This is a genomic window from Dyella jejuensis, assembly GCF_044904675.1.
GTDB classification, from domain to species: domain Bacteria; phylum Pseudomonadota; class Gammaproteobacteria; order Xanthomonadales; family Rhodanobacteraceae; genus Dyella_B; species Dyella_B jejuensis.
This window is the reverse complement of sequence record NZ_JADIKJ010000026.1, coordinates 1-25,239: the sequence shown is the minus strand read 5'-3', so window position 1 is coordinate 25,239 and position 25,239 is coordinate 1. Positions and strand designations below refer to the sequence as shown.

Below are 25,239 nucleotides of genomic sequence, written 5' to 3'. Positions count from 1 at the left end.
TTCACCGCGCTGGCGGCCAGGTAGTAGCTGTAGGTGGCGGTGGACGAAAGGTCGGTGCGTGGGCCGGTGACGGCAAGCAGCAGGCCGGGCAGCGGGCATTGCACGGTGTCGACGGTGGTGCAGTAGGTGTAGGTGGTGCGGCGCACGCCCGAAGGTGCCGAGCCCGATGCCGAGCAGCTATAGCCGGCAGCAGCGCTGTTGGTGGGATCGATATCGCAGCGGGCCAGGGTTTGGCCGGTGGCGTTGTAGGCCCATTGCGTGGTGCTGACGGGGTTGCCGGAGGCGTCCAGCACGCTGCGGGTCAGCGGCACGCGCAGGGTGGTGTTCCAGGTGAAGTTTGTGGTGCGCTGGCTGGCGGTGCCTTGGGCGTCGATCTGCTGGGTGAGCAGGTTGGCGCTGTTGTAGGTGGTGGCGGTGGTGATGCCGTTGAAGTCGGTCGAGGTTTGCGGGTTGCCGTTGGCGTCGTAGGTGATCGACTTCCAGGGTTGGTTGCATTGGGGGCCGCAGGGCTGGTCGAGCGAAGCAACCTTATTGACGCCCTGTACAGTCGAGAACGTCATGGTCGAGGTAAATCCTAACGGGTAAGTCACCGAGGCACTGCCGTTCGTGTTGTAGGCAATGTGACTAGCGCCTACATTTCCAGCCATATATGTTGAAATGGCACGACCCGCACTATCATAAATAGTGCTTTCAAAGCGTTCACCAGACTCGTCAATAACGCCAGTCATCGCGTTGAAAAAAGCGCTGCCGCTTGTTAATGACGATTCGTTATAGACATATTGGCGAATCTTGCCATCGGGATAAGTCACCGATGTCAGGTTTTCATCTCCATCATATGAATAAGTAAGCGCACTTCCATCAGGGAGCGTGACCTGACTCACTAGCCCCTGACTGTTGTATGTAAAGACCAAGCTTCGTCCGTGCGCATCGGTTACTGTTGCAAGTTGCTCCGTTGGTGTTAGGGATGCATTTGGAAGTTGAGCACTATAAGTCAACGTTATGCCATTCCCCACAAGATCTGACACTGATAGCAACTGGCCCAAAGCGTCATATGTTTCTATATGGCGCGATGCTGATATATAGACTTTATAGCCCGTGACATTTCCTTGAGTATCAGTCAGCGCGCTTAAGGTATCGGCGCTATAAGGAGAAGTCACCCATACACCATTATTCTCCGTAAACACTTCTTGCTGCCCACTTGGGCGTATTAGCGTGATTATCGTTGCAGGATTACCGACAATATAAAGTGATCTATCAAAGCTATGTCGCCAATTTACCCCTATCGACGCCCCCGATATGCTTGGAACACTATTGTAGAAACGGCGAAAAGCCAGCCAATCGTTATCAACGTAATCATCATCCTGTTCGTACTTATTGCCCGTAGAGGAATTGACGGGATCGCCTATCATTACAGGTCCGATGCCACCATTACCTCCTCCGCAGCTGCAAACACTATTATCTCCAGAATTTATAGGCGAAATAATCTCGGATGCGTTAAAACATAAACTTATGCTAAACCCATTTAAAACACCAAGATAGTAATATTGATAAAATCCATATGTGAGCATGTCACTAGATGTGTAGCTCGATACTGGCGATCGGGTATAGCAGTTTGCCAACATGCAAGGAGTCACCACCCACCGCGCCCATGTTTGGCCGGCAGTGGCTGCCCTGGTGGCGTTGCAAAGTGCAAGCGCTCCACTTGGAGTAGCCGGGTAGCTTGTTGGTGGGAGCGAAAGTTGTGCGTTTGCCGCACTTGGCACGACGGCAAAGAAAGACAGTAAAAACAAGCTCGCCACGATAGCCAAGCCGTGAACAAATCTAGAAAAATCTATTCTTGAGCATTGGCTTACCAGTAAAATCTGATCCATATAATTCCCTTTAAAGATACAGGCCCCAGCGCAGCCTATTTATTGACATGGCTGCAATTTTCCCCGTTAGAGTGAGCGCCCCTGCATGCCCCAATGTGGAGAAATTTTGCTTTTCAATTTTACGCAGTGAAATGGGACAGCTGATGCGTAGTGTAATCATTCTTATGTCCCAAGTGCGGCACACCGTTCCTCACTCAGCATGCCGCGAAAAGGATCATCCGCACACGAACGGATCAGCCACCCGGCTCAGGCTTGAGCTGTTCGACGTACTGGCGAAGGAAGTGGATCGCGGCGTGCAGGCCGTTGGTTTGCGCTTGGGTGAGCGGCCATGGATGCAGCTCGGGGTGCTTGCCTTGGGCCTGGATGAAGGCTTGGTTGTAATCGAGCAAGCCCTGGATAACCACGAAGGCCAGCGAGGTGCCGGCGAGCGCGGTCTGGCGCGTGGGCGGCGTTTCCTTTACCGCTTCCAGGAACTGGAAGGGACGATCGAAAGGTGCGGTGGATGGGGAATTCGGCTCCGTGGGAACCGAAGGGCGTGCGTGTGCCGTATGATCCGGGTTAGCCATGATCAACTCTCCGTTAGTTGGTGGTGGTCAGCGGGTCGTATGGGCGGCTACCCATGCGATCCGCGCTTTCATTGCATTGCTGCAAGGGTCATCGGCGTACCCCGTGAGAGATGGCGTCGATGACAGGCCGAACGTAGCAAATGACGCGACGGGTGTATGTAGGCGTTACCTGCTTTGCGCGTATTCTTGCAAGATGCCATCTCAACCGGTGACCGAGCGCATGGCATCGGTACGTCGATGCTCGTAGCCGGCAATGCCCAGCATCGCCACGGCGCCAAGGCCAGCCAGCACTACCACTAAGGCAACTACGCGCGCGTCGGCATGCGGCATGCCGAACCAGCGTCCACTGAGCGCGACACCGAGCGCGGTGCCCGCTGTGCGTAGCAACTCCAGCCAGATGCCGATGCGCCGTCCTTCGAGCAGAAAGCCCAGCGCGCATAGTCCGTAGATAAGGTAGAGCGCGTAGGTGGCCGCTTGCGGCAACGGCAGTTTCGGCGCTACGTCCAGGAAGTTGGTTCCCATCAGCAGCAGCAATGCGAATTGCGCGAGGCCATACAGCCGCAAGGCGCGCGATATTGGCGGGTTGTAGCGGGCGTGCGCGATATCGAAGGCCGGCTTGGGGAAACGCGCGGCTACGTCGGCGGGGCGCCAGCCCGGCGGCTTGATCCATACACGCAGTTTGTCCGGCCAGTGACGCGCATGCCAGCTGTCTTGCAGCATCGGCCAATACACTTCGAGGTTGGCCCACAGCGGGTTCCAGCTTTGCAGCGGCGAGCGCGTGCCGTATATCGGCGGGTCCTCATCGTTTTCCTCGATGAAGGTGCCGAACAGGCGATCCCATACGATCAGGATGCCGCCGTAGTTGCGATCGAGGTAGCGATCGTTCACGGCATGATGCGCGCGATGGTTGGACGGCGAACAGAATACGCGATCGAACCAGCCGAGCCGGCCGATTACTTCGGTGTGTACCCAGAACTGGTACAGCAGATCGATCAGCGCGATCACCGCGAACATTTCGGTGGGATAGCCGAGCAGCGCCATCGGCAGGTAGAACAGCCAGCCCAGCAGGAAGCCGCTGCCGGTCTGGCGCAGCGCGGTGGTGAGGTTGTAGCGCTCGCTCTGGTGATGCACCACGTGCGCGGCCCACAGCACGTTTACTTCGTGGCCGAGGCGATGCAGCCAGTAATAAAGCAGGTCGTAGAGCAACAGCGCGCTGATCCATACCCATGCACTGTTTGCCGGCAAATGCCACGGCGCCAGATGCGTGGCGAACCAGCCGTAGATACCGATGGCGAACAGCTTGGTAAACACGCCTACGATCTGCGACAGCATGCCCAGGCCGAGGCTATTGATCGCATCGCTGCTGTGGTAGACCTCGCGGCCGCGCCACTTCGCGACCAGCAGTTCGATGCCGATCAGGACGAAGAAGCCGGGTATCGCCCAGGCCATGATGCGTTCGGGAGTGATCATGTCAGCGCGGCCTCGCCATGCATGCCGTGGATCCGGTTCGACCGGACGCGCGGTCCACTACGACGCTATGCGATACGTGGGCGGTGTAGAGCGTGCGGTTCACGGAACGCGCTTTTCCGGCAGAGGGTTTTGCGCATCATAACCGGGGTGTTGGGTTGGCGATGGGCGGATTGTTTCAAACGTTCTGGCGATGGATTGTGGTGCTTCAGTGCGAGCACCTGGCAGGGGCCGGCGGTGTTCGTGTGGCGCTTTTTGCTGACGCATGCGGGGAAGTATTTTGCATGCAACGCGGCGATGGCCGGGACTTGGCGTGCGTGGGTTAAAAGCAGTGCTTTGATGTAGGTGCGTGGCCAGGTTGTCCCCTCACCCTAACCCTGTCCCCGGAGGGGAGAGGGGACTGGATTTCGCATCGCTGAGTTTCTGCGCTGATCAGGGCGCGCTCATTTTAATGACCATCCACGGCCTTGCGTCCGGTCGCCGGATCGTCGGTAAAGAAAGCGTCGATGCCCGCATTGAGGTAGGCGCGGATTTCGGCGATGGAACCTTGCTGGTTGAAGGTGTTCGGTTGCTCGCCGTGCCAGAATTTTTTTGCCAGGAAGCGGTTCTCCGGGCGAAAGGTATACGGATGGACTTCCAGGCCGGCGGCATGGGCGTCGCGGACCAGCGCGGTGGGCGCGCCCAGCTGGCCATCCGCATCCAGCGGCAGGATGCTGCGGATCATCGGGCCGATTGCGTCGGCATAGCGCGCCACATCGCACAGGCCGGCGGGCGTCGTCATGTCGCCGTAGGTCAGTGCATGCCCTGCCGCGGCCTGATCGGCGGGCTGCAGTTGGGCGGCGTCGATCAATTGCAGCAGGCGCACGTTGGCGTGGGCGCGGCCGAGCTTGCTGCGCAGGTATTGGAGATTGCCGATCTCGAAGGATTGGATTTCGACCGGTGCGCGGCACGTGTAGCGATGCGCGGCCAAGGTGGCGAGCAAGGCATCCTCCATCGGCAAGCCAAGCCGGCGGAAATAGGTACCGTGCTTGATCTCGGGAATGATGCCGATCAAGCGGCCGGTCGTCGCCGACTCGGCCGCGACGAAATCGATCATGTCATCCAGGGTAAGCAGTTGGAACGCACCGTCATAAGTGGTGCTGCGTAATTCGGGCAAGCGTTCGCGGGCACGCAGGGTCTTGAGTTCGGCAAGGGTGAAATCCTCGGTGAACCAGCCGGTGACGGGCTCGCCATCGATCAGCTTGGTCGTCTTGCGGTTAGCGAATGGGCGGTGTTCGGCGACGTCAGTAGTGCCGCTGATGTCGTTCTCGTGACGTATCACCAGTACGCCATCCCTGCTCATCACCAGGTCCGGCTCGACGAAATCGGCGCCATCGGCGATGGCTTTGGCATATGCGGCCAGCGTGTGTTCCGGCCGTAGCGCGGACGCACCGCGATGACCGATTACCTTTACTTTGGCGGCCAGCGGTTTCTGGGGGCGGAGCATGATGGTCATCCTTGCACTGTGGCATCGAAATTTGGCCGCGCAAGCGCTCCTGCTCCTTTTTGGGGAGGGTTTGGAGTGAGGGGGCATGGCTTGCCTTGCGCTGCATAAAGGCGGTGCTTCGATGGTATTTGGCTAGATTGTCCCCTCACCCTAACCCTCTCCCCGGCGGGGAGAGGGAACTGGGCGATGTGGATGCTTGGGCCAGGTTATCTCCTCACCCCGGCCCTCTCTCCGGAAGGGAGAGGGAACTGAGCGATGTGGGTGTTTGGCTAGATTGTCTGCTCTCTCTGGCCCTCTCCCCGGACAGGGGACTTGCCTCAGAGCTTGAGATAGATGCGTCGCCGATCCATCGCGTAGACGATCAACCACCACAGCGCCACGAACGCCACCGCCCAGGCCAGCGAAGCGATAGAGGGACCGGCCAGCGGCGTGATCCAGCTGGCGAACAGATGCTGGTAGAGCGGATCCTGCCAGCCCAGCGCCGGCAGCACGATCTGCATCAGCTCCGAGCCGGCATACGCCGCAATGGCGTTGACGCCGAAGCGGCGGCCCAGCGCCGGCCAGCCGCGCTTGTCGATCACGCCATGGAATGCCAGCAAGGCCAGGGTCGCCCAGCCGCCGCACCAGAGCACGAAGGAAGGTGTCCACAGGTTCTTGTTCAAGGGCAGCCATCGCGACCACAGCCAACCCAGCACCACCGCGATCACGCCCGCCAGCAACAGATGCTGGCGTCGCTCGGCGCGCAGCCAGCTGCCCATGCGCAGGCCGAGCAGCGTGGTGGCGATTGATGGCAGCGTGCTCAGCAAACCTTCCGGATCGTGGCCGCGACCGGTGGCCGGGTCGATCAGGTAAACGAAATGCCCGAACACGGCGGTATCGGTACGACTGACGATGTTGACCCAGCGATCCAATGATCCACCTAGCCACAGCAACCATGCGTAACCAACCAGGATGACGGCGATGGCGCTCCACTGCGTGCGCGGCCGGGTGTAAAGCGCGAACGCCGATACCACCGCGAAGCACACGCCTATGCGTTGCAGCACGCCGGGAAAACGCAAATGCACGCCCGGCATCCACCACCACGCCAGCACATTGATCAGCACGCCCAGGCCAAGGATGCGCAAGGCGCGCCAGCAGGCGCCGCGCATCAGCGTGGCCGGCGCCATGCCTTGTTCCAGGCGCGGCAGCATCGATAGCGCGATCGAGACACCTACCACGAACAGGAAAAACGGAAACACCAGGTCGGTCGGCGTACAGCCGTTCCAGGGTGCGTGATCCAGTGGCGTGTAGACGTGGTTCCAGTCGCCCGGATCGTTGACCAGCAACATGCCCGCGACGGTGCAGCCGCGCAAGGCATCGACGGAGAGCAGCCGGCGCATTGGCGTGTTCACGGTTTGCTCTTCGCAACCGGCGGCGCGATCAACGATACCCGGCCGATGGCATAGAGCGCGCCGTCGGTGGGCGCGGTGAAAATCAGGCACAGCGTGTGCTCGCCGTGTTGCACGGGGAGCGTGCCATCCAACGCGAAGCGCCGGTTGCTGCGCGCGGGGTCGGGCAATGGCAGGTCGGCCAGCACTGGACCGTCGCAGCGATCCCGATGCACCACGAATTCGCCAAAGGGGGTGCGATGCGGCCGCGATACCACCAGCTTGGCATCGTGCGCCAGCGCGTAGTTACGCTCCAGCCGCACGACGTCGACATGGATTGCGGTAACGCCATCGAGCGGTGCCTGTGGAAAGGATTGGCAGGCATCGAAAACATTGATCGCGTAAACCGGCGCCATGCTGGTGGCATCCGGCGTGGGCTGTACCCGCAGCCGGAAATCGCTGCCGGAACAATTGGACAATGCCACGCCAAGCCGGCTGAGCAGGCTCGCGCGATCGAGCATACGAGTGCGCGTTGCCGCGATCACGCTGCCGTCCGCTGCAAACGTCGCGGCCTTGATCGTGGCCGGCAAAGTCACCGCAAACGGCTGGGCATACAGCGGCGCATGCGCATCCGGATCGCTGCCGTCGACGGTGTAGCGAATCGCCCCGTAGCCGGCCTGGTTGGACAATGTGACGGTTGCATGGCCGCTTTGTAGCGCCGCGTTGGCGTCGAGCTGGATATCCGGCTCGAACGCGCTGTCGGCATAGCTGATCTGCTGTTCGGCATAGCGCGCAAATTGCGCCGGCAGGCGGGCCAGGAATCCGTTCCAATCGTGCGCTGTCGCTGGCGACCACACCACTTCGCTCAACGCATCCAGGCGCGGAAACACGGCATGCTCCACATGTTGCATGCTCGGCATGTGTTCGGTCCACACGTTTGCCTGCGCGCCGAGCACATGCGCAGACTGGGAGGCATTCAGCGCCGCAGGAATCGGGTTGAAGTCGTAGATGTTGCGCAGGTCGCGCACCGGCATGCGGCCGGCGGCTTCGTCGGGAAGTTGGCTCTGCACGCTGTCCAGGTACAGGTCCGGCGCCGGCGACATCACCACGTCGTGTCCCAGTTGCGCGGCTTTGATCGCGCCATCGGTGCCGCGCCATGACATGACGGTGGCATCGGGCGGCACGCCGCCGTCGAGGATTTCATCCCAGCCGATCAGGCGGCGACCGTGTGCCGTCAGATAGCGGCCGACGCGACCGATGAACCAGCCTTGCAGGGCGTCTTCGTCTTTCAGGTGCAAGGCGTGGAGCTTGGCCTGGATCGCGGGCGAGGCTTTCCACTGGTCCTTGATTGCTTCGTCGCCGCCGACGTGGATGTAGTGCGATGGAAACAGCGCCATCACTTCGTCGAGTACGTTGTCGATGAAGCGGAAGGTCGCGTCGTCCACGTTATACAGGTAGGGATTCACGCCCCAATCCACCGAAACCGGCGGACGCTTGCCAGTGACGCCGACCTCGGGATAGGACGCCACCGCGGCCTGCGCATGGCCGGGCATGTCGATTTCCGGGACGATGGTGATGTGGCGCGCGGCGGCATAGGCAACCACTTCGCGAATCTGCTGCTGCGTATAGAAGCCGCCGTAACGCAGCGGCTCGCCGTCGTGGCCCGCATCCGGCGGCGTGCGCCACGCGCCGATGCGCGTCAGTTGCGGATAGCGTTTGATCTGGATGCGCCAGCCCTGGTCGTCGGTAAGATGCCAGTGCAGCACGTTGAGTTTGTGCTGGGCCATCTGATCGAGCAATTGTTCAACCTCCGTCGCGGACTGGAAGTGGCGCGCGGAATCGAGCATCAGGCCGCGCCAGGCGAAGCGTGGCCAATCGCTGATATGCAACGCTGGTAGCTGCACCGCGCCCTGTTGCGCATCCGGCGTCGACAGCTGCCAGAGCGTGACCGCACCGTAGAACAGGCCGGCGCCATCGCGCGCATCGATGCGGATCGCTTGTGGCGTGACATCCAGCGTATAGCCTTCCGCCTGTGCCACCGGCGCATTGCGTTCATGCAGGAAGGCGATGGCGTGGCGCGTCGCCGTGTCTTCGGTTATCACCAGGTGCAGCCCGCGCGTGCGCGCCAGGCTGTCGGCCAAGTACTGCGCGGCCGCGCGCGCCGCCGCATCACCTGGCGGAATGACGATGCGGGTATCGCTATCCAGCTTGAACGCGCCATTCGCCAGATGCAGCTGCGCCGGCATGGGTATGAGCGATGCGGGAGCGGCGTGGACGATGCCGCAAAGTGCCAGGCAAAAAAGGAAGCTTGCGAGTTTCATGGGGATACCCAATGGTGGTCTTTCGCTACGCCCTCTTCCCATCCGGGATAGAAGGCAATGGCTGCGCGCCTGCTTTTCTCCCTCTCCCCGCCGGGGGTGAGGGGCGGCTCCTGCGATGATGCATATCAAAAGCGCGCTCCGAATCTGCCTCCACGCAAGCGTGCCCCCTCACCTCGATCCTCTCCCCAAAAGGGAGAGGAGGAAAAGCAGCATGCTTGCGAGCTTGGCTCCCTCTCCCTTCCGGGGAGAGGGATGGGGTGAGGGGCGGCTCTTGCACGGATGCATATCAAAAGCGCACTCCGAATCTGCCTCCACGCAAGCGTGTCCCCTCACCTCGATCCTCTCCCCGCAGGGGAGAGGAGGAAAAGCGGCATGCTTGCGAGCTTGGCTCCCTCTCCCCGGAGAGGGGCTCATTGCGCGTGCGGCAGGCTGATCGCATACAGATACCACGCATCGTGCGGCAGCCACTGTTCGGTCCAGCGCCAGTCGTCGTCGCGACCGGTTTGCGCATAGCCCAGATCGAAGGCAATGCCATCTTCGTCGTTCAACCCGGCGGTGATGCCGTTGATGATCGCGCCGGGCGCGCTGGTGTATTCGTAGGAACGGAAGAACATGTATGGCGCGTTGCGCTGGCCGCTGCCCATCAGCATGCTGGTGTCGAAGGGATTGCGGCCCAGGATCCAATGCAACTGGTTCCAGGCGTACTGCTCCAGCTGCGCATGGAACGCAGGATCGTCGGCGAACAGCGGCGCCGCCATGCGCGCGGCAGCCGCTAGCGAAGCAAGGCGTGCATTTTCGCCCTGCCACCAGGGTGCGGCCTCGGTATCGTGCGGAAAGAAGAAGGCGGTGCGGACCGTGCCATCGCCCATGCGCACCAGCTGACGCGCATAGCCGAACGGGTTATTTACTTCGTCCGTGACGCGCAGTTCATAGGCGAGCGAACGATGCACGGTGTCGCGCACGGCGCGCTGCTGCGCGGGCGTGGCGATGCCGGCGTATTCCAGCAAGGCGACTACCGGCAGGCCGGCGTCGGTAGGATGGAAGAACGGGCGCGTACCGGCATCGGCGCGCCAGTAATCGTGCTGGCCGCCGTGCGTGATCAAGCGTGCCATCAGGTTATTGGCGCGCTGGTCGGCCGCCTTGCGCCACGCTTCGTCGTGGGTGGCGCGATACAGCTCGGTGGCGGCGAGCAAGGCGCAATAATCGTCGACGATGTTTTCCACGCCATCGTTGATCAGCGCTTTGTTGTGCGCGTCCAGGAAGCGATAGGCGGCCTCGGCGGCATGCAGATAATCCTGCCGGGTGAAATCGCCGTCCGCATCCATGGTGCTGGCCAGCGCCAAGGCTGCAATGGCCATGCCGCCGCCGGCACGGAAACTTGCTTCATACGCATGCGGGCCACGCGCGGGTTCCATCTGTTCGGTGGTGTCGCTGGCGCTGCGCTTGATCTGGGTACGCCAATTGGGATCGCCGATGATGCGATCCTGCGGCAGCTTGTCTTTGCCTGGCGCATCGATCGATTGATAGAACGAGCCTTCCGGTCGCTTGTCGCGTACCAGGAAGTCGGCGCCGAACAGGCCTTCATCGAGCAAACGGCGTTGGTACTGGCTGAAGTCCGGATCGTGGCGCGCGTCCAGCTGCTGCCAGCTGCGCAGCAAGCTCCACACCACCAGCGGCAGTTGCTGCGTATTGAAATAGGAGGTGAGGTTCTGGTGCGACAGGTGAATGCCGTAGTCGCCGGTGGCATCGTACCAGCCGCCATGGATATCGAGCGTGCCGGGCTTGCCGTCCGGCCGGCGCAGGCGGCGGTCCGCCTTGTCCATCAGGCCGCTGGCGCGCTGGCCCTTGAAATAGTAAATGACGTTGGAAAGCGTGTTGCGCTCCAGCACGTCGTCCTGCAACAGGAATTCGTCGGAACGGATGCAGGTGCCATGCTCGTCGAGGGTCAGGTAATAGCGTCCCGGCGTTTTGACGGACGAGAAATCGGCATGCCAATAATGCTGGCTGCTCCATTTTGCCACCGGACCGGTATCGTGCAGCGTCCCGCTGAAAACCGGCTTGCCGGTGCTGGCATCGATGACCTCAAAACCATGCAGCGGCTGCGTGGCATCGGCTGAAACCACTGCCTGCTTGGTGGCCTGTATGTCGTAACCGACCTGGTCGACGAGCACCTTCGTTTCGGCTGCCCATCCCTGCACGACCCCGAAACCCAGGCAAGCCAGCACACATTGCACGGCGAACTTCATGCAGCCACTCCCGCCAGACCACCCAAGACAACGCCGGCAGCGCCGGCGTTGCGGGTATTCATCGTGATCCGCTTCCCCTGGAAAAAAAGGGACCTGGCAAGATCGCCAGGTCCTTGGCGGGGAAGAAAAGAAACGTTTACATCAGAACTTGAAGTGCGCTTCGAGCATGTACTGGCGCCCGGTTACGTATTCTTCGGACAGCTGGGTCTTGCTGCCCAGGTATGCGTAGTACTTGGAATTGAGCAGGTTCAACATGTTGAAGGAGACCGAGAGGTTCTTGTTGATCTGGTACGCCGCCGATCCATCAAGTTCCTTGAAGCCATCCACGTAGGTGGATGCCGCACCGGCTACGTAGCCACCGGCGAGGTAGCTGCTGCGCCAGTTGTAGGAAAGGCTCGCGCTGTACGGACCTTGCTCGAAATACGGAGCGATGTTGTACGAGTTCTTCGAGTTGTACGGCATCGCGCCGCCGGTGTGCGTGGAACCGTCCGAGTAGGTGTAGTTCGCGCGCACGCCAAAGCCGCTGTCGCCGAACGCCTGCTGGTAGCTCAGCGTGCCGCCCTTGACCTTGGCGCGGCCGCCGTTGACCGGCGCGGTCACGTCGTATTGGCAGATGCCGGCCGCCGTACACAGGCCCGCCGCCACCTGCGCGTTGCCTGCTGCCTGCAGGTAGCCCGGCAGCGTCCATGAGCCGTTGACGCGCGTCTGGATGGTCGCGGCGTTGACGATGTAGTTCAGCACGTCCTTGTAGAACACCGAGGCGGCGAACATCGAGTGGTCGTTGAAGTACCACTCCAGCGACGAGTCGAAGTTGGCCGAGCGGTAGGGCTTCAGGTCCGGGTTGCCGCCGGCGGCGGTCAGCACGTTGTCGTTGGCTTCGAAGTACGGCGCCATTTCGTTGTACGGGGCATAGGCCACCGTCTCCGATGCCGCGCCGCGCAGGATCAGGTCGGGCGTGATGTTCCATGCCACGTTGACGGCCGGCAGCCAGTTGGTGAACGAGGATTTCTGCGTCACCCAGCCGAAACCGGTGGGGAACACGCAATCGAACGTGTCATTCACCGAGCACTGCGTCGGCACGTTGTAGCCGGACGAGGTGAACTGGGTATGCACGAAGCGCACGCCAACGTTGCCGTGGACGTCGTCGGTACCGAAGTTCGCCTGCACGTAGGCAGCCGTGTTCTGCTGCTGGATGGCCCAGGTATTGTCGAAGTAGACGTTCGCATCGCGCGCGTTGCCGAAGCCTGGCGTGCTCAGCACGGCATTGCGGATCGCGTTGTAGCCGGCGGTCTGCACGTGGGTGATGAAGCTGTCGGTCAGGCCCAGGTCGCTGAGGCCGGAAAGGTTAGTGAGACCGCCGTAGCCGATCTGGTCCAGGGTCAGCACCTGTGCGCCGGTGAAGGCGTTTTCGACCTGGCTTTCCCAATGGCTGGCATAGCGCGCGCCGACCAGCAATTCGTTGAAGAAGCCGTCGAAATCCTTGCTGAAATCGACCTGGCCGTAGGTGTCCCTCGACTTGTACAGAATCGTCTCGTAGTTGCCGCCCCAGCCGTTGTCCGCCCAGTAGGCCGGATTGTTGGCGGTGCTCGGATCGGTGTACTGGGCGCCGCTGTAGAGGCTCCAGTCGAAGGCGCCGCCGTAATAGATTTCCTTGTTGGCCTGGGTCATCGGGTTACGCGAGGCGCTTACGCCCAGGTCGGCCGCCAGCCGCCAGCCGTCGCCGTAATAGGTACCCTTCCAGTCCACGCCCTTGGTGGTCACGGTCGAACCGCGGGCGTAGTTGTCCATGGTGGTGTTGGCGGTGCTGGTGCAGGTCGTGCTGTTCAAGCACGGCGTGCCCGCCTGGGTGCCACCGACGATGATGCCGTTCGGGCCTTCCACCAGCGAGGTGATGCCGCCGGGCTGGTTGGTCGCCCACGGGTACATCGACTGGTTGACGTTATTGAGGTTGTCCCTCATGTACATCAGGCTCAGCGTGCTCTCGAAGTTCTGGTTCGGGCGGTATTGCAGGTTGACCAGTACGCTGTCGCGCTTTTCGGTCTGCTGGAAGTTCGAGGCGCTGACTTCGTTCGGCACCTGGTCGCCGGGCTTGATCTGGCCGGCATTGAGTTCATTCTGGATGGCGGTGTTGCCGGCAGCCAGGGCGGACGTATTGAGCGAGGAGACGCTGGTATAGCCGTAGTTCTCCATGCCTTCGCGGCTGGTGAACTCTTCATAGTGCCCGGCCGATACGTCGACGCCGAAGGTCTTGTCGCTGTTATGCCAGGAGTAGAAGACCGAGCCGTTCGGGCGCGAGCTGCCGACCATGTCGTTGTAGTTGGCGCCGAACGAACCGCTGATCGTGCCGGACGCCACGTCGAGCGGCTGCACCGTATGCATCAGCACCGTGCCGCCCAGGCTGCCTTCGACGATGCGCGCCTCGGGGCTCTTGATGATTTCCAGCTGGCCGAGGATTTCCGGCGGCAGCAGCGAATAGTTGAAGCCGCGGTTCGGACTGTCGCCGAACAGCCACACGGCCTGTGCCACGGGATGGCCGTCGAGCAGGCTTACGTTGAGGCTCGGGTCCATGCCGTCGATGCTGACGCGCTGGGTCCCGGGAATGCTGCGGTCGAGCGTCACGCCCGGCACCTGCGCCAGCGCTTCGGCGACGTTGGTGGCGGGGAACTTGCCGATGTCCTCGGCGGTGATGGCATCGACGATCGCGTCGGCGTTGCGCTTGGTATCCATCGACGCCTGCAAGCTGGCGCGGATGCCGGTTACGGTGACCGTCGCCAACTGCTTGGCGTTGGCAGCACTGTTACCGCTGTTCTGCGCGGTGTCCTGGCTCCTGGTCAACGCGCCGACGCCGGTGCTCGTGGTCGTGGTCTGGGTCGTGTCCTGTGCATACAGCGCACCGGATACGCATAGTGTCGCGATGATGCTCGCGGCTAATAGGGTCTTGCGATGTGACATGGCTTCCTCCCCTCAGAGGCATTTTTCAGCAACGGAAAATGTTCGCGGCATGCCCGTGCTGTGTGGCGTATGGGCTTGCGCCCGGTTCAATTGAAAAAACGTCGTCTCTCAAAATTCCTCGGCGCGCCCGTCAATGAGCATGCTGACCGTCCAAATACAGGCCAGCGGCGCCGATGACCCCGAGCTGGCCGTGCTCCATCAGTCGTACAGGTACTTGCTGCAGGAAAGGACGCATCACGCCCTTGTTGAAAAAGCGCTCGGCGAAGGTGCTGGTCAGCAGCAGGTCGCGGATCTGCGGCAGGATGCCGCCGGCGAGGTATACCCCGCCGCGCGCGCCATACAGCAACACGAGATCGCCGACAAAACTGCCGAGCAATCCGCAGAACACGTTCAGTGCTTCCACCGCCGCCGCGTCGGTGCGTTCCAGCGCATGGCGCGTTATCTCGGCGGGAAACCGCAACGCGGCCGAGGCACCGCGCAAGGCGCAGATCGCGTGGTAAAGATTGAGCAGGCCAGGACCGGAAAGCGCGTGCTCGAAAGAAACGTGGGCGCGTTCGCGCGCCAGCCAGCGCAGGATCTCGATCTCCAGTTCGTTGCCCGGCGCCAGCGCCACCTGCCCGGCTTCGGTTGCCAGTACCGTGGCGTGCGGCTTGCCCGGCAGCAGTACCGCCGAACCCAGGCCGGTACCCGGCCCCATCACCAGCACCGGGCCGGCCACCTGCGGCGCGGTGGTCTCGATCACCGCGGTGGTGTCGGCGTGGGTCATGAACTGCGTGGCGTAGGCCACCGCTTCGAAATCGTTGATCACCGCAAGGCTGGCGATGCCGAGTGTTTCGCGGATGTCGCGGATGGACACGGGCCACGGCAGGTTGTCGTTGACGATGGCGTCGCCCAGTACATAGCCGGCGCTCGCCACGGCGCATTGCTCCACGTGGGTGCCGACGCTGAGCTGGGTGACGAAGTCTTTCAGCACCGCCGTGAGGCTTGGCCATTCAGCGCAAGCGTAGCGGCGGTATTCCAGCACCGTGACGGGGCGGCGTCCGTCCGGACGGGGGCTAACCAGGCCGATGCGCGCATGCGTGCCGCCCACATCGGCAGCCAGGAAGGCCTGCTCCAGTGATGGCGCCGATTGCGCATTGCCACGTATGACAGCCTGAGCCACGCCCCCTCCTTACGTCTTCTGTCGCGCCAGCCCTACTTGTTTCGTAGGAATCGTCTTCTGGTCGTCGACTTGATGGCGGAGTCTGGTCAGGAATGACAACGCTGTCAACAGGTGGTAAAGATTGTCTTCAAAGTCTGTTTGCCGCGCCGCGAAACCACTGTCGCCACGGTTTCAGATGAAAATAATCAAACTATTGAATAGAAAGAAAATGATGACCGGCCCTGTAGGCCGAAAGACCTGGTTTCAAGCCTGCTGCGATGCAGCAGTCCAGCACGCGAACAAGGATCGAATGACGCCGCCTCGCAACGCCGCGACCGGTACTTGATTGACAACGTTGTGTCTTGAGGACAATAAAGCTCGCTACGGTGATGTCGGTTGTCGGCATCGGGTCTTTCACGGGGAATTGCTACATGTCGTCCACCACGTACACCGCCGACGCACCGCGCTCGTCGACCTTGTTGCCGATGATCATCATCGGCGTGCTGTTCTTCATTTTCGGCTTTGTCACCTGGCTCAACGGACCGCTGATTTCGTTCGTCAAGGTGGCGTTTGCGCTGGATGACATCAGCGCGTTCCTGGTGCCGTTCGCGTTCTACGTGTCGTATTTCGTGCTTGCGCTGCCGGCCGGCGTGGTGCTCAAGCGCACCGGCATGAAGAAGGGCATGGCGCTGGGCCTGTTCATCATGGCGATCGGCGCGGCCGTGTTCGGCGAGTTCGTGCGCATGCGCATCTATCCCGGCGCGCTGGTCGGGTTGTTCGTGATCGGCGCCGGCCTGTCGCTGCTGCAGACCGCGTCCAATCCTTACATCAGCATTCTTGGCCCGATCGACAGCGCTGCGCAGCGCATTGCTTTCATGGGTATCTGCAACAAGGTGGCCGGCGCGCTGGCGCCGTTGACGTTCGGTGCGCTGGTGATGACCGGCATCGATTCTTTCCAGGACCGGGTCGCGAAAACGGCGGTCGGTCCGGCGCGCGAAGCCTTGCTCAACGAATTCGCCTCGCGCGTGTTCCTGCCTTACATGGCGATGGCCGGCCTGCTGGTGGTACTGGCGATCTGGATCGTGTTGTCGCCGTTGCCGGAGATCAAACCGTCGGGCGCCAACAGCGAGCGCGCCATCGGCCACCGGAGCGGCGGCATTTTCAGTTTTCCGCATTTGTGGCTTGGCGTGCTGTGCCTGTTCTTGTACGTGGGCGTGGAAGTAATGGCCGGCGATGCCATCAATACCTACGGCCAGGGCTTCGGCCTGCCGCTGCAGGTGACCTCGCACTTCACCACTTACACCATGCTGGCCATGCTGACTGGATACATCTTTGGCCTGGTGCTGATTCCACGCTTTATTTCGCAGCAGCGTTACCTGGCGGTTTCGGCGGTACTTGGCGTGCTGTTCGCGATCGGGGCATATGTCACGCACGGCTATGTGTCGGTGGCGTTCGTCGCCGCACTGGGTTTCGCCAACGCGATGATGTGGCCGGCGATCTTCCCGCTGGCGATCAAGGGGCTGGGCAGCCATACCGAGCTGGGTTCGGCGCTGCTGGTGATGGGCATCGTGGGTGGCGCGCTGCTGCCGCAGGCATTCGTGCACTTGAAGCAGTACATCGACTTCCAGCTGGCGTTCGTGATTGTCATCGTGCCGTGCTATCTCTACATCCTGTATTACGGGATGCGCGGCCATGCCGTGGGCAACCGCGCGGGCTGAAGCATGCCTCACCTGTCAGACGCCGGCACCCTGGCGACCACCACTCGAACCGGCGACTGGGCTACGATGCCCACCCGACACCCGGGAGGAATTCTCGTTGCACAGTCCCACCATCAAGGATGTCGCCAAGCACGCTGGCGTCTCGTTGAAGACGGTTTCCCGCGTCATCAACCACGAAGCCGCGGTGCGGTCCGAGACCCGCGAGAAGGTGGAGCGGGCGATCGAGCAACTCGGCTACCGTCCGGACCCCTCCGCGCGCAGCCTGCGCAGCAGCTCGCATTCGTATGCGATCGGCCTGGTCTACGACAATCCGAACGCACACTACGTGATCGACATGCAGAACGGCGTGCTGTCGGCGTGTCGCGAGCGGGGTTTCGGCCTGCAGATCTATCCCTGCGACTCGGCCGCCCCCGGCCTGGCCGAGGAACTGGTCGCGCTGGTGCAGCGCGCGCGCCTGGCCGGCCTGATCCTGGCCCCGCCCATGTCCGAACAATCGGCCCTGCTCGCCACGCTGAAAGCGAACGAGGTGGATTTCGTGCGCATCATTGCCGCACGCGAAGACCCGAAGGACGGCATGCCCTGTGTCTACGTGGACGACCACGACGCGGCCTACGCGATCACCGAACACCTGATCCAGCTCGGGCACACGCGCATCGGTTTCCTGTGGGGCGAACCGCATCACCGCTCCAGCCCGGAGCGCTACCAGGGCTATGCGGATGCGTTGAAGGATTACGGCATCGCGATCAATCGCAAACTGATCCTGCCCGGCCGCTACGCTTTCGACGACGGTTTCCGCGGCGCGCGCAAATTGCTGGCCTTGAAGGAACCGCCTACCGCGATCTTCGGCAGCAACGACGAAATTGCTGCCGGCGTGCTGGCCGCCGCCCGTTCGGCAGGACTGGACGTGCCGTGGGATTTGTCCATCGCCGGCTTCGAGGACAGCCCGTTTTCCAAGCAAGCGTGGCCCGCGCTCACCACCGCGCGGCAGTCGACCAGCGAAATCGGGCGACATGCCGCCCTGCACCTCATCAGTGGCTTGCAAAACCAGAATGCCGAGCCATCCAACGAGGGCTTCATGCCGGAGCTGGTGGTGCGCGGCTCGACGGCACCGCCGCGCCAGACATGACCGCTGGCGCTCCCTGCCGGGGAGCGCGCGACGACCATGGGACAGGCTTGTCCCGCTTTCCTGCATTACCTCAAAGCCATCGCCATGCTCTTTGCGCGCGCGTTTTCGCGCCATGGCCATGCAGCCCTCCCCTTCCACGCCTGTCCCGCCCGGGATCCGGCGGCACTGCCCTGCACGCCCCACCTTTCTGGAGCCCCCATGAAATCCGCTCGTGACACATTGATGTACAACGAGGCGCAGGAAAGCGCCGCCACCGTCGAACGACAGTTGTTGCAGAACGCCTCGCTGTTGCAAGCATTGGGCGAACGGCTGCGTGCGAATCCGCCGCGCTTTATCGTGACCTGCGCACGCGGAAGTTCCGACCATGCGGCGGCTTATGCCAAATATGTATTCGAGACTCGCCTGGGACTGATCACCGCCTCGGCTTCGCCCTCGATTTCCTCGATCTACGACGCGAATCTCAAACTCGATGGCGCGCTGTTCGTCGCGATATCCCAGTCCGGCAAAAGCCCGGACCTGCTGCGCAGCGCACAAGCTGCGAAAAAGGCGGGCGCCTACGTGCTGGCGATGGTCAACGTGGAGGATTCGCCGCTGGCCGAACTGGCCGACACCGTGATTCCGCTGCGCGCCGGCCCCGAGCGCAGCGTGGCGGCTACCAAGAGCTATCTCGCCACGCTTGCGGCAATCCTGCAGTTGACCGCGCACTGGCGCGACGATCACGCGCTGCACGCCGCCATCGCGCGCCTGCCCGAAGATCTGCGCCGTGGCTGGGATAGCGACTGGAGCGCGCTGGAACGCGGGCTGGTCGACGTCAGCAACCTTTACGTGGTCGGGCGCGGCTACGGTTTCGGCGCGGCACTGGAAGCCGCGCTCAAGCTCAAGGAAACCTGCGGCCTGCACGCGGAGGCTTTCAGCGCCGCGGAAGTGAAGCATGGCCCGATGGCGCTGGTCGGGGCAGGGTTTCCGGTGCTGTTCCTCGCGCAGGACGACGGCACGCTGGAAAACACCCTGGCGGTGGCCGCCGAATTCCGGGCGCGCGGCGCGCGCGTGTGGGTGGCCGCGCCCGGCACAAAGGATGCGGACGTATTGCCGCTTCCCGCCGGCATCGAGCCGATCGTGACGCCACTGCTGGCCGTGCAGAGCTTCTATCGCGCCGCCAGCGCACTGTCGCTTGCGCGCGGTTACGATCCGGACGTACCGCCGCATCTGCGCAAGGTCACGGAGACAATGTGATGCCGATGAATCCCCTTATCGCCTTGGTCAACGGGCGCGTGCTCGGCGAGCATGGGCCACGCGACGGACTGGCTGTGCTGGTGCGCGGTGCGCGTATCGCCGCCCTGGTCGCGCACGACGATGCGCGCGTCGCCGAAGCGCAGAAGCACGATCTCAAGGGTCAATGGCTGCTGCCCGGCTTCATCGACGTGCAGGTGAACGGTGGCGGCGGTTTGCTGTTCAACGATGCACCGACTGTGGAAACACTGCGCGGCATCGCGCAAGCGCATCGCACATACGGCACTACCGGCATGTTGCCCACGCTGATCACCGACACCGCCGAACAGATGCATGCCGCCTTGCAGGCGGTGGACGATGCCATCGAGCAGCGCGTTCCCGGCATCCTCGGCATCCACGTGGAAGGCCCGTTCCTTGCCACCGCGCGCAAAGGCATCCACAACGCCGACCTGTTCCGGCATCCCGACGACGGCGATATCGAGGCACTGATCGCACCGCACCGCGGCGCGGTGATGCTCACGCTGGCGCCCGATCAGGTCCCGGCGCAGGTAATCGCACGCCTGAGCGAAGCCGGCGTCATCGTTGTCGCGGGCCACACCGCCGCCGACTACGCCACCACCCGCGCCGCGCTCGATGCGGGCGTGCGTGGCTTCACCCATCTGTACAACGCGATGACGCCGCTCGCCAGCCGCGATCCCGGCGTGGTCGGCGCGGCGCTGGACGACCCGCATAGCTGGTGCGGGCTGATCGTGGACGGGCACCACGTCCATCCGGCCACCCTGCGCATTGCCATCGCCGCCAAGGCGCGCGGCAAATGCGTGCTGGTGACGGACGCCATGCCGCCCGTCGGCAGTGAGCGGCCCGATTACGTGCTCAACGGACAGACCATCACAATGCGCGATGGCATCTGCCAGAACGAAGCCGGCGTGCTGGCCGGCTCCGGACTGGACATGGCCGGTGCCGTGCGCAACGCGGTACACATGCTGGGCCTGCCGTTGGCGGAAGCCTCTCGCATGGCCAGCAGCTACCCGGCGGCATGGATCGGCCTGGAACGCACGCATGGACGCATTGCGGCAGGTTATCGCGCGGATTTTGCCGTGCTGGACGATACGTTGACCGTGCGCGAGACGTGGGTGGATGGGGTGGCTTATCCGGTTGACTGAGCATTGCCGCGCGCGTTCGCCACAATAACTAGCGGCAAACAGGATCACTTGAATGTGCTAAGCAGAATCTTCCATATCTACGCTTATTTATATCTCTAGCAACGCCACCATCCATCTGGCAAGCATTTAATTCTTTATGATAAACGCAAAAATTAATTTGCTCTTTATATGAAAATCCGCTTGTATTCATGCATCTACTTATAAGCACGATTTCATTTAAAGTTGTCAATGAAGTTGGTGTTCTTATTTCATATGGATTTGGATAACCACATTCGAGCATCGCCTTTTTTACATCCATATCTGTAGCGCCATGCTTTGACCAAAGTTGATATTCCGGTGGATTAGGTTGAAATGGCTTGAAACCAAAGCAGCCCGAAACAATGAGAATCAGGAGCGAAATCAAAAATACCTGAGCCTTTTTCATGATAATTTTTATCAATTTACTTTTTTGAAGCCGGAACAAGCACAGGCATTCCCAGTGGCGAATTAGCCCAAAGTTGAGGGCATCGACCGTTTCCGCCAATTCCATAACAATTGTGAGACGTTCCTATACCGGGGTCTGTCAAACGAACTGTGTATCTGGGTTTTTATAGCGCACCCAACGGCACGCGCTCTAATCTCTGATCAGTTTTCTAACCGCCTAGGCAACACCACTCAATGACACACATCTGCATCGGGAAAGGCTTTACAGAACTGACTGTTTAATCTACGGCTTACATCTCGTGTAGGAGGCACTATCCCAGGATTGCAAGCCGTAGGTTTATTACCTAGCATTTGACAAAAATTCGCCGCTGAATATTGCGAATCAGAAGTAAAGCCGCTCTTTTCCATGCATAGCCTTGTGAGTACGTCATCATTTACGGTCTCTGTTTCTTGCAAACCTGGAACACGACCTCTCGGCTCACGCGAACCGCACTCCAAAAGCGCCAACGTAACCATGGCTTCTGAAGCACCTTCTTTTTTCCATATCTCACTTCCGCTAGGAGGTGGCTGAAAAGGCTTATATCCAAGACATCCATTGAGAAAAATGGCAAATGAAACAAGGATTTTCTTACCCATTCTATCTTCCTTCTTTTCTATCTTCCTTCTTTCCCCAAGGTATTAACCGGCGTTGTTACAGCCTTGTTATTTAAAGAATTACCCCAAAAAGCTCCACAGTTGTTTTGCCCAACTGGACTTCCGTAGCAGTTATGTGAGCTATTCTGCTGCCCAGTTGCCGCCCGAATCATCTGCCCAAGTTGCGTAGTACCGTCAGGAGTAGTCCCACCTGTCGGCGGATTACCTCCAATAAAGCGTCCCACCGGATCATCAATATGGTTCTGCATCGTCAGCACCATGTTCTGCCATTGATTTGGATCGGCGATTGCATTGCGATCTTGTAGAAGGCTCAGAACTTGATCGGCTTTAGCTGCGTTGTAAGCAGGGCCAAAGAAACCCACTGTTGTGTTGGAGAGAATGCCCTGTGAACCAGACATCCTAGCTATCGACTCCATCGCATTTCCAATCGTCATTGATCCTCGGCTGTGTCCGTCGAAGTGCAGTCCTGTTTCTCCGTAGAGAAGCATCATGTCTTTGGTTTCTACGGTCGCATTGGTCAGCCCAAAAAAGTCGTTCTCCAGATTTTTTTGATACCCTGCCACAAGCAATTCAGATAATGCGTTGCTGGCTTCCGGGAAGTCGATGTAGTACTGAGGTCCGCTCGACGTGCTGTGCTGATCGGCATATTTAGCAGCCGCCTTGTCGTCATTAAAGATACCGTTGTCGGAGATATAAACAGCGCCATCTTTGCCTGGCTGCAAGCTCATTTTTTCTTCGTCCGTCAGCATACGGCCTGGAATCGGCTTGCCATCCTTGTCGTAAGCCACTTCATAAACATTTGCCGCCTTGATAAACATCGTGCGGTACGCTTCATCCGTGAAGTGCGTACCGACCTGATAACCCAGCCCGTTCAATGCCTGCTCGTACTCGACATTGTTTTGCAACGTGGCGAGATCGGGGTGCGTGAGAGCGTCCTGATCCAGGCTGGCGTCGCGGCTCAATCCGGCCATGGCTGCTTGTGTCGTTTTGCCGTTAAGCGCTAGCTGGGCCTGTCCATCCGTGATGGTGATCGCGCCGCCAGCCACGGCGCTGTGCGTGGTGCTGCTGTGGCCTTCGCTATCGCTGCCACCACTCATCATGTTGCCGACTATTGTTTTGCCGATGGCATATTTGCTGCCGCTGAGTACATCGCTGCCCGCGCCGTAGTTGCTGCCGGACGCTTTGCCACTGCTTTCGTTCTGGATATCCTGGTAGGTGAGCGTTCCGGTCGTGAGACTGTTCTTGCCCGGATCGGCGGTGCTGGCGATGACACCGCCGTTGAGATGCGTGTTGCCATGTACGTTGATATCAAAGCCGCCATCACCGGCCTGGATGCCGCTCACGTGCGTCACGCCAGCGTAGTGGCTGCTGCTTTTGTTCTGGCTGTAGTTGAAGCTGCCGCTACCGCCTGCTCCCACCACGACTTCGCCGCCGACTTGCCATTGTTGGCTGGCGTAGTCGTCGGTGTCCTGCTCGCTCTGGATCAGCAGATGGTTGCCGATGTTGGCAAGTACCTGGTTGCCAGTGAGCTGCGCGCCCTTGATGGTGGTGTCGTTGCCACTGATGAGCGTCAAGGTGTCGCTTGCGTTCACCGTGCTGTCGGCATGGGTTATACCGTTGCCGTGCGCGCTGCCTTTGCCAACGGCGGCTTGCGCATAGAAGCCTAAGCCGCCGCTGCCAATTTGTACGCCGACGCCACCGCTGGCGTTCTTGTTGCCGCTTTCCAGCGTGTGGTTTTCTTGTTGGCTGAGAATGTTGAGATGGTTGGCGGCCGCAAGCGCCACGTTCTGTCCATTGACTTGGCTGCCGATGATGTCCAGATCGCCACCGGTAGCGGCAAGGGTGACGTTGCCTGCGCTGTTGATGTGGCTACCGTAGGCGGTGTCATCGTGCGTGGTCGTCGTGGTGCTGGCGCTGCTACCTCCGATGCCTACGCGAAGATTGATGCCAGAACTGGTGCTCGTTCCATTTTTTGCAGCCTGCATAGCCGCGTCTTGGTATGCGCCATAGGCTTCATAACCCGTGTAAGCGGATTGTGCGGCGTAGACGGCCTTGACTCGGCTGTCTTGCGTGCGATGGGCCGCTTGCGCTTGGCCATACATGACTTGTGCGGTGTTGGCGAGGCCACCACTCAAGCCTGCCGTGATACCACCGGTGCTGACCTTGTGCGTCTGGCGGATATCGCTGGTACCCACCGCCGCATCGATGGTGACGTTGTTGCCCACGATGGCGGTGCCGGTCTGGCTGAGCACGTCGCTGCCGGTGATGTGCACATGGTTGCCGGCGCTGAGCGTGACGCTGCCGTTCAGGCTGCCCACGATGCTGCCGGTGTAGCTGACGTCGTGTTCGCTGTAACCGTCCTTCGTGCTGCGGTTGCCGATCAGGACGCTCAGGCCGCCGTTGTTCATCAGGCCGGTGTGGCGGGTGCTCTGGGTTTGGCTGACGTCGTCGGTGTTCTGGCCGGCATCGAGGGTGAGGTGGTTGCCGGCCGCCAGGGCGACGTCGTTCGTGCCCACCACCTGCGCGTGGGTGGCGCTGAGATCGTGGCCGGCGGCGACGGTGACGCTGTCGCCGCTGAGCACGCTGCCGACGCTGGTGCTTTGGTTGATCTCAATGCTGCTTTGATTGCTGCGCCCTTCCGGATCGACCGAGCCGAAGCGCTTGGAACTGGTGCTGAAGAAGCTGAAGCTGCGGGTTTCGCTGTCGTGCTCTTCTTGATGCAGGTCGTGCGCGTCGGCGAGGGTGACGTCGTGGCCGGCGGCCAGGGTCAGCGCGTTGTCGGCGTTGAGGTAGGCCGCCTGGGCGGTGAGGTCATGGCCGGCGGCCACGCTCACGGTGTGGCCGCTGATCTGCGTGCCGATGGCATCGGTGTCCCCGATCACGTCGTGGGTGGTGGTACTGCGGTGGCTGAGGACGTTGCCACTGGCGGTGCGGGTGTCTTGCGATTGGGTGTGGGTTTCCTGGCCGGCGACCAGGCTGACGTCGTGGCCGGCGACCAGCGCCACGTTGCCCTGGGATGCGTTCATGGTGCCGGCGGTGGCGTTGAGGTCGTGGCCGGCGCTGATCGCGATACCGTTCGTGCCCTCGAGGATATTGCCGTGCAGCGGCTGATCGGTGCGCTGCGTGCCGACCAGCGTGTTGCCCTCAAAGCCCTGCTTGGCCTGCGTAGTGCTGTCGGTGACGGTGGCGAGGTGGACGTCGTGACCGGCACTCACTGCCAGCGTGTCACCGGCGTGCAGGTTGCTCGCTTGACTGTTCACGTCGTAACCCGCCGCCAGCACGGCACTGCCGCCGGCCGTGAGCGCGGTGACCGCGTGCTTGGTGGTCGCCTGGCCGTTCATCCGCGTGCCTTGGCGCTGGGTGCTGCCGGCTGCGTCGAGGTGGAGGTTGTTCCCGGCGATGAGTTGCGCATCGCCACCGGCGGTGAGGGTGCTGGCGGTGGCGGTGAGATCGTGGCCGGCGGCCAGGCCCAGGTTTTGACCCGCGCTGAGCGTGGCGTGATCGAGGA

Annotated in this window: 16 protein-coding genes and 2 pseudogenes; 4 read left to right on the top strand and 14 right to left on the bottom strand. The window is 61.3% G+C overall.

Translation table 11 applies throughout. The features are described from left to right. The 10 genes and pseudogenes from ISP15_RS17770 to glk all read right to left on the bottom strand — a co-directional run. A partial coding sequence (locus ISP15_RS17770) for an RHS repeat domain-containing protein (protein WP_404549270.1) occupies positions 1–560 on the bottom strand: 560 nt, incomplete at its 3' end. 630 nt (positions 561–1,190) lie between these two features. Continuing rightward, positions 1,191–1,409 (bottom strand): annotated as a pseudogene (locus ISP15_RS18635) (DUF6531 domain-containing protein); the annotation flags it as partial. A gap of 695 nt (positions 1,410–2,104) precedes the next feature. Further along, positions 2,105–2,437, bottom strand: coding sequence for a hypothetical protein (locus ISP15_RS17760; protein ID WP_404549265.1), 333 nt, complete (start codon positions 2,435–2,437; stop codon positions 2,105–2,107). 201 nt (positions 2,438–2,638) lie between these two features. Continuing rightward, positions 2,639–3,907, bottom strand: a complete 1,269-nt coding sequence (locus ISP15_RS17755; protein ID WP_404549264.1) for a sterol desaturase family protein — start codon at positions 3,905–3,907, stop codon at positions 2,639–2,641. Between the two features lie 445 nt (positions 3,908–4,352). Then, complete coding sequence (locus tag ISP15_RS17750; protein WP_404549263.1) at positions 4,353–5,390, bottom strand: glycerophosphodiester phosphodiesterase; 1,038 nt, start codon at positions 5,388–5,390, stop codon at positions 4,353–4,355. A 317-nt stretch (positions 5,391–5,707) separates the two neighbouring features. Next, complete coding sequence (locus ISP15_RS17745) at positions 5,708–6,769, bottom strand: acyltransferase family protein (protein ID WP_404549269.1); 1,062 nt, start codon at positions 6,767–6,769, stop codon at positions 5,708–5,710. Positions 6,770–6,777: 8 nt separating this feature from the next. Next, the gene (locus tag ISP15_RS17740; protein ID WP_404549262.1) at positions 6,778–9,078 is read right to left on the bottom strand and encodes a beta-N-acetylhexosaminidase; all 2,301 of its coding nucleotides are present in this window, start codon (positions 9,076–9,078) and stop codon (positions 6,778–6,780) included. Between the two features lie 410 nt (positions 9,079–9,488). Beyond that, entirely contained in the window at positions 9,489–11,324 is a 1,836-nt protein-coding gene (locus tag ISP15_RS17735) for a glycoside hydrolase family 9 protein (protein ID WP_404549260.1), read from the bottom strand. 141 nt (positions 11,325–11,465) lie between these two features. Beyond that, positions 11,466–14,276, bottom strand: coding sequence for a TonB-dependent receptor (locus ISP15_RS17730; protein ID WP_404549258.1), 2,811 nt, complete (start codon positions 14,274–14,276; stop codon positions 11,466–11,468). Between the two features lie 130 nt (positions 14,277–14,406). Next, on the bottom strand, positions 14,407–15,438 hold the full coding sequence (glk, locus tag ISP15_RS17725; RefSeq protein WP_404549257.1) for a glucokinase: 1,032 nt from the start codon (positions 15,436–15,438) through the stop codon (positions 14,407–14,409). Positions 15,439–15,848: 410 nt separating this feature from the next. Here glk and ISP15_RS17720 point away from each other — a divergent pair, with 410 nt between their 5' ends. From ISP15_RS17720 to nagA, 4 genes are all read left to right on the top strand, one after another. Beyond that, positions 15,849–17,135 (top strand): sugar MFS transporter, encoded by a 1,287-nt coding sequence (locus tag ISP15_RS17720; RefSeq protein ID WP_404549255.1) that lies wholly within the window; start codon positions 15,849–15,851, stop codon positions 17,133–17,135. A 97-nt stretch (positions 17,136–17,232) separates the two neighbouring features. Then, positions 17,233–18,261: a LacI family DNA-binding transcriptional regulator gene (locus ISP15_RS17715; protein WP_404549253.1), complete on the top strand. Its 1,029-nt coding sequence runs from the start codon at positions 17,233–17,235 to the stop codon at positions 18,259–18,261. 198 nt (positions 18,262–18,459) lie between these two features. Next, the gene (locus ISP15_RS17710; protein WP_404549251.1) at positions 18,460–19,494 is read left to right on the top strand and encodes an SIS domain-containing protein; all 1,035 of its coding nucleotides are present in this window, start codon (positions 18,460–18,462) and stop codon (positions 19,492–19,494) included. Between the two features lie 5 nt (positions 19,495–19,499). Beyond that, the gene (gene nagA / locus ISP15_RS17705) at positions 19,500–20,654 is read left to right on the top strand and encodes an N-acetylglucosamine-6-phosphate deacetylase (protein WP_404549250.1); all 1,155 of its coding nucleotides are present in this window, start codon (positions 19,500–19,502) and stop codon (positions 20,652–20,654) included. A 28-nt stretch (positions 20,655–20,682) separates the two neighbouring features. Here the strand turns inward: nagA and ISP15_RS17700 are convergent, their stop codons facing one another. The 4 genes and pseudogenes from ISP15_RS17700 to ISP15_RS17685 form a co-directional block, all read right to left on the bottom strand. Then, positions 20,683–21,183 carry a hypothetical protein gene (locus tag ISP15_RS17700; RefSeq protein WP_404549248.1) on the bottom strand — a complete coding sequence of 167 codons (501 nt, stop codon included), beginning with the start codon at positions 21,181–21,183 and terminating at the stop codon, positions 20,683–20,685. A 125-nt stretch (positions 21,184–21,308) separates the two neighbouring features. Continuing rightward, complete coding sequence (locus ISP15_RS17695) at positions 21,309–21,713, bottom strand: hypothetical protein (RefSeq protein WP_404549246.1); 405 nt, start codon at positions 21,711–21,713, stop codon at positions 21,309–21,311. A gap of 17 nt (positions 21,714–21,730) precedes the next feature. Next, positions 21,731–24,565 carry a hemagglutinin repeat-containing protein gene (locus ISP15_RS17690; RefSeq protein ID WP_404549267.1) on the bottom strand — a complete coding sequence of 945 codons (2,835 nt, stop codon included), beginning with the start codon at positions 24,563–24,565 and terminating at the stop codon, positions 21,731–21,733. Between the two features lie 570 nt (positions 24,566–25,135). Further along, positions 25,136–25,198, bottom strand: a pseudogene (locus ISP15_RS17685) (hypothetical protein); the annotation flags it as partial. Positions 25,199–25,239 lie beyond the last annotated feature (41 nt).

Excerpts from the sequence above, each read along its gene's own strand:
- ISP15_RS17695 (WP_404549246.1), bottom strand. The coding sequence starts at position 21,713 with ATGGGTAAGAAAATCCTTGTTTCATTTGCCATTTTTCTCAATGGATGT.
- nagA (WP_404549250.1), top strand. The coding sequence starts at position 19,500 with ATGAATCCCCTTATCGCCTTGGTCAACGGGCGCGTGCTCGGCGAGCAT.
- ISP15_RS17700 (WP_404549248.1), bottom strand. The coding sequence starts at position 21,183 with ATGGAATTGGCGGAAACGGTCGATGCCCTCAACTTTGGGCTAATTCGC.
- ISP15_RS17760 (WP_404549265.1), bottom strand. The coding sequence starts at position 2,437 with ATGGCTAACCCGGATCATACGGCACACGCACGCCCTTCGGTTCCCACG.
- ISP15_RS17745 (WP_404549269.1), bottom strand. The coding sequence starts at position 6,769 with ATGCGCCGGCTGCTCTCCGTCGATGCCTTGCGCGGCTGCACCGTCGCG.
- ISP15_RS17740 (WP_404549262.1), bottom strand. The coding sequence starts at position 9,078 with ATGAAACTCGCAAGCTTCCTTTTTTGCCTGGCACTTTGCGGCATCGTC.
- ISP15_RS17750 (WP_404549263.1), bottom strand. The coding sequence starts at position 5,390 with ATGCTCCGCCCCCAGAAACCGCTGGCCGCCAAAGTAAAGGTAATCGGT.
- ISP15_RS17720 (WP_404549255.1), top strand. The coding sequence starts at position 15,849 with ATGTCGTCCACCACGTACACCGCCGACGCACCGCGCTCGTCGACCTTG.
- ISP15_RS17735 (WP_404549260.1), bottom strand. The coding sequence starts at position 11,324 with ATGAAGTTCGCCGTGCAATGTGTGCTGGCTTGCCTGGGTTTCGGGGTC.
- ISP15_RS17755 (WP_404549264.1), bottom strand. The coding sequence starts at position 3,907 with ATGATCACTCCCGAACGCATCATGGCCTGGGCGATACCCGGCTTCTTC.
- ISP15_RS17710 (WP_404549251.1), top strand. The coding sequence starts at position 18,460 with ATGAAATCCGCTCGTGACACATTGATGTACAACGAGGCGCAGGAAAGC.
- ISP15_RS17730 (WP_404549258.1), bottom strand. The coding sequence starts at position 14,276 with ATGTCACATCGCAAGACCCTATTAGCCGCGAGCATCATCGCGACACTA.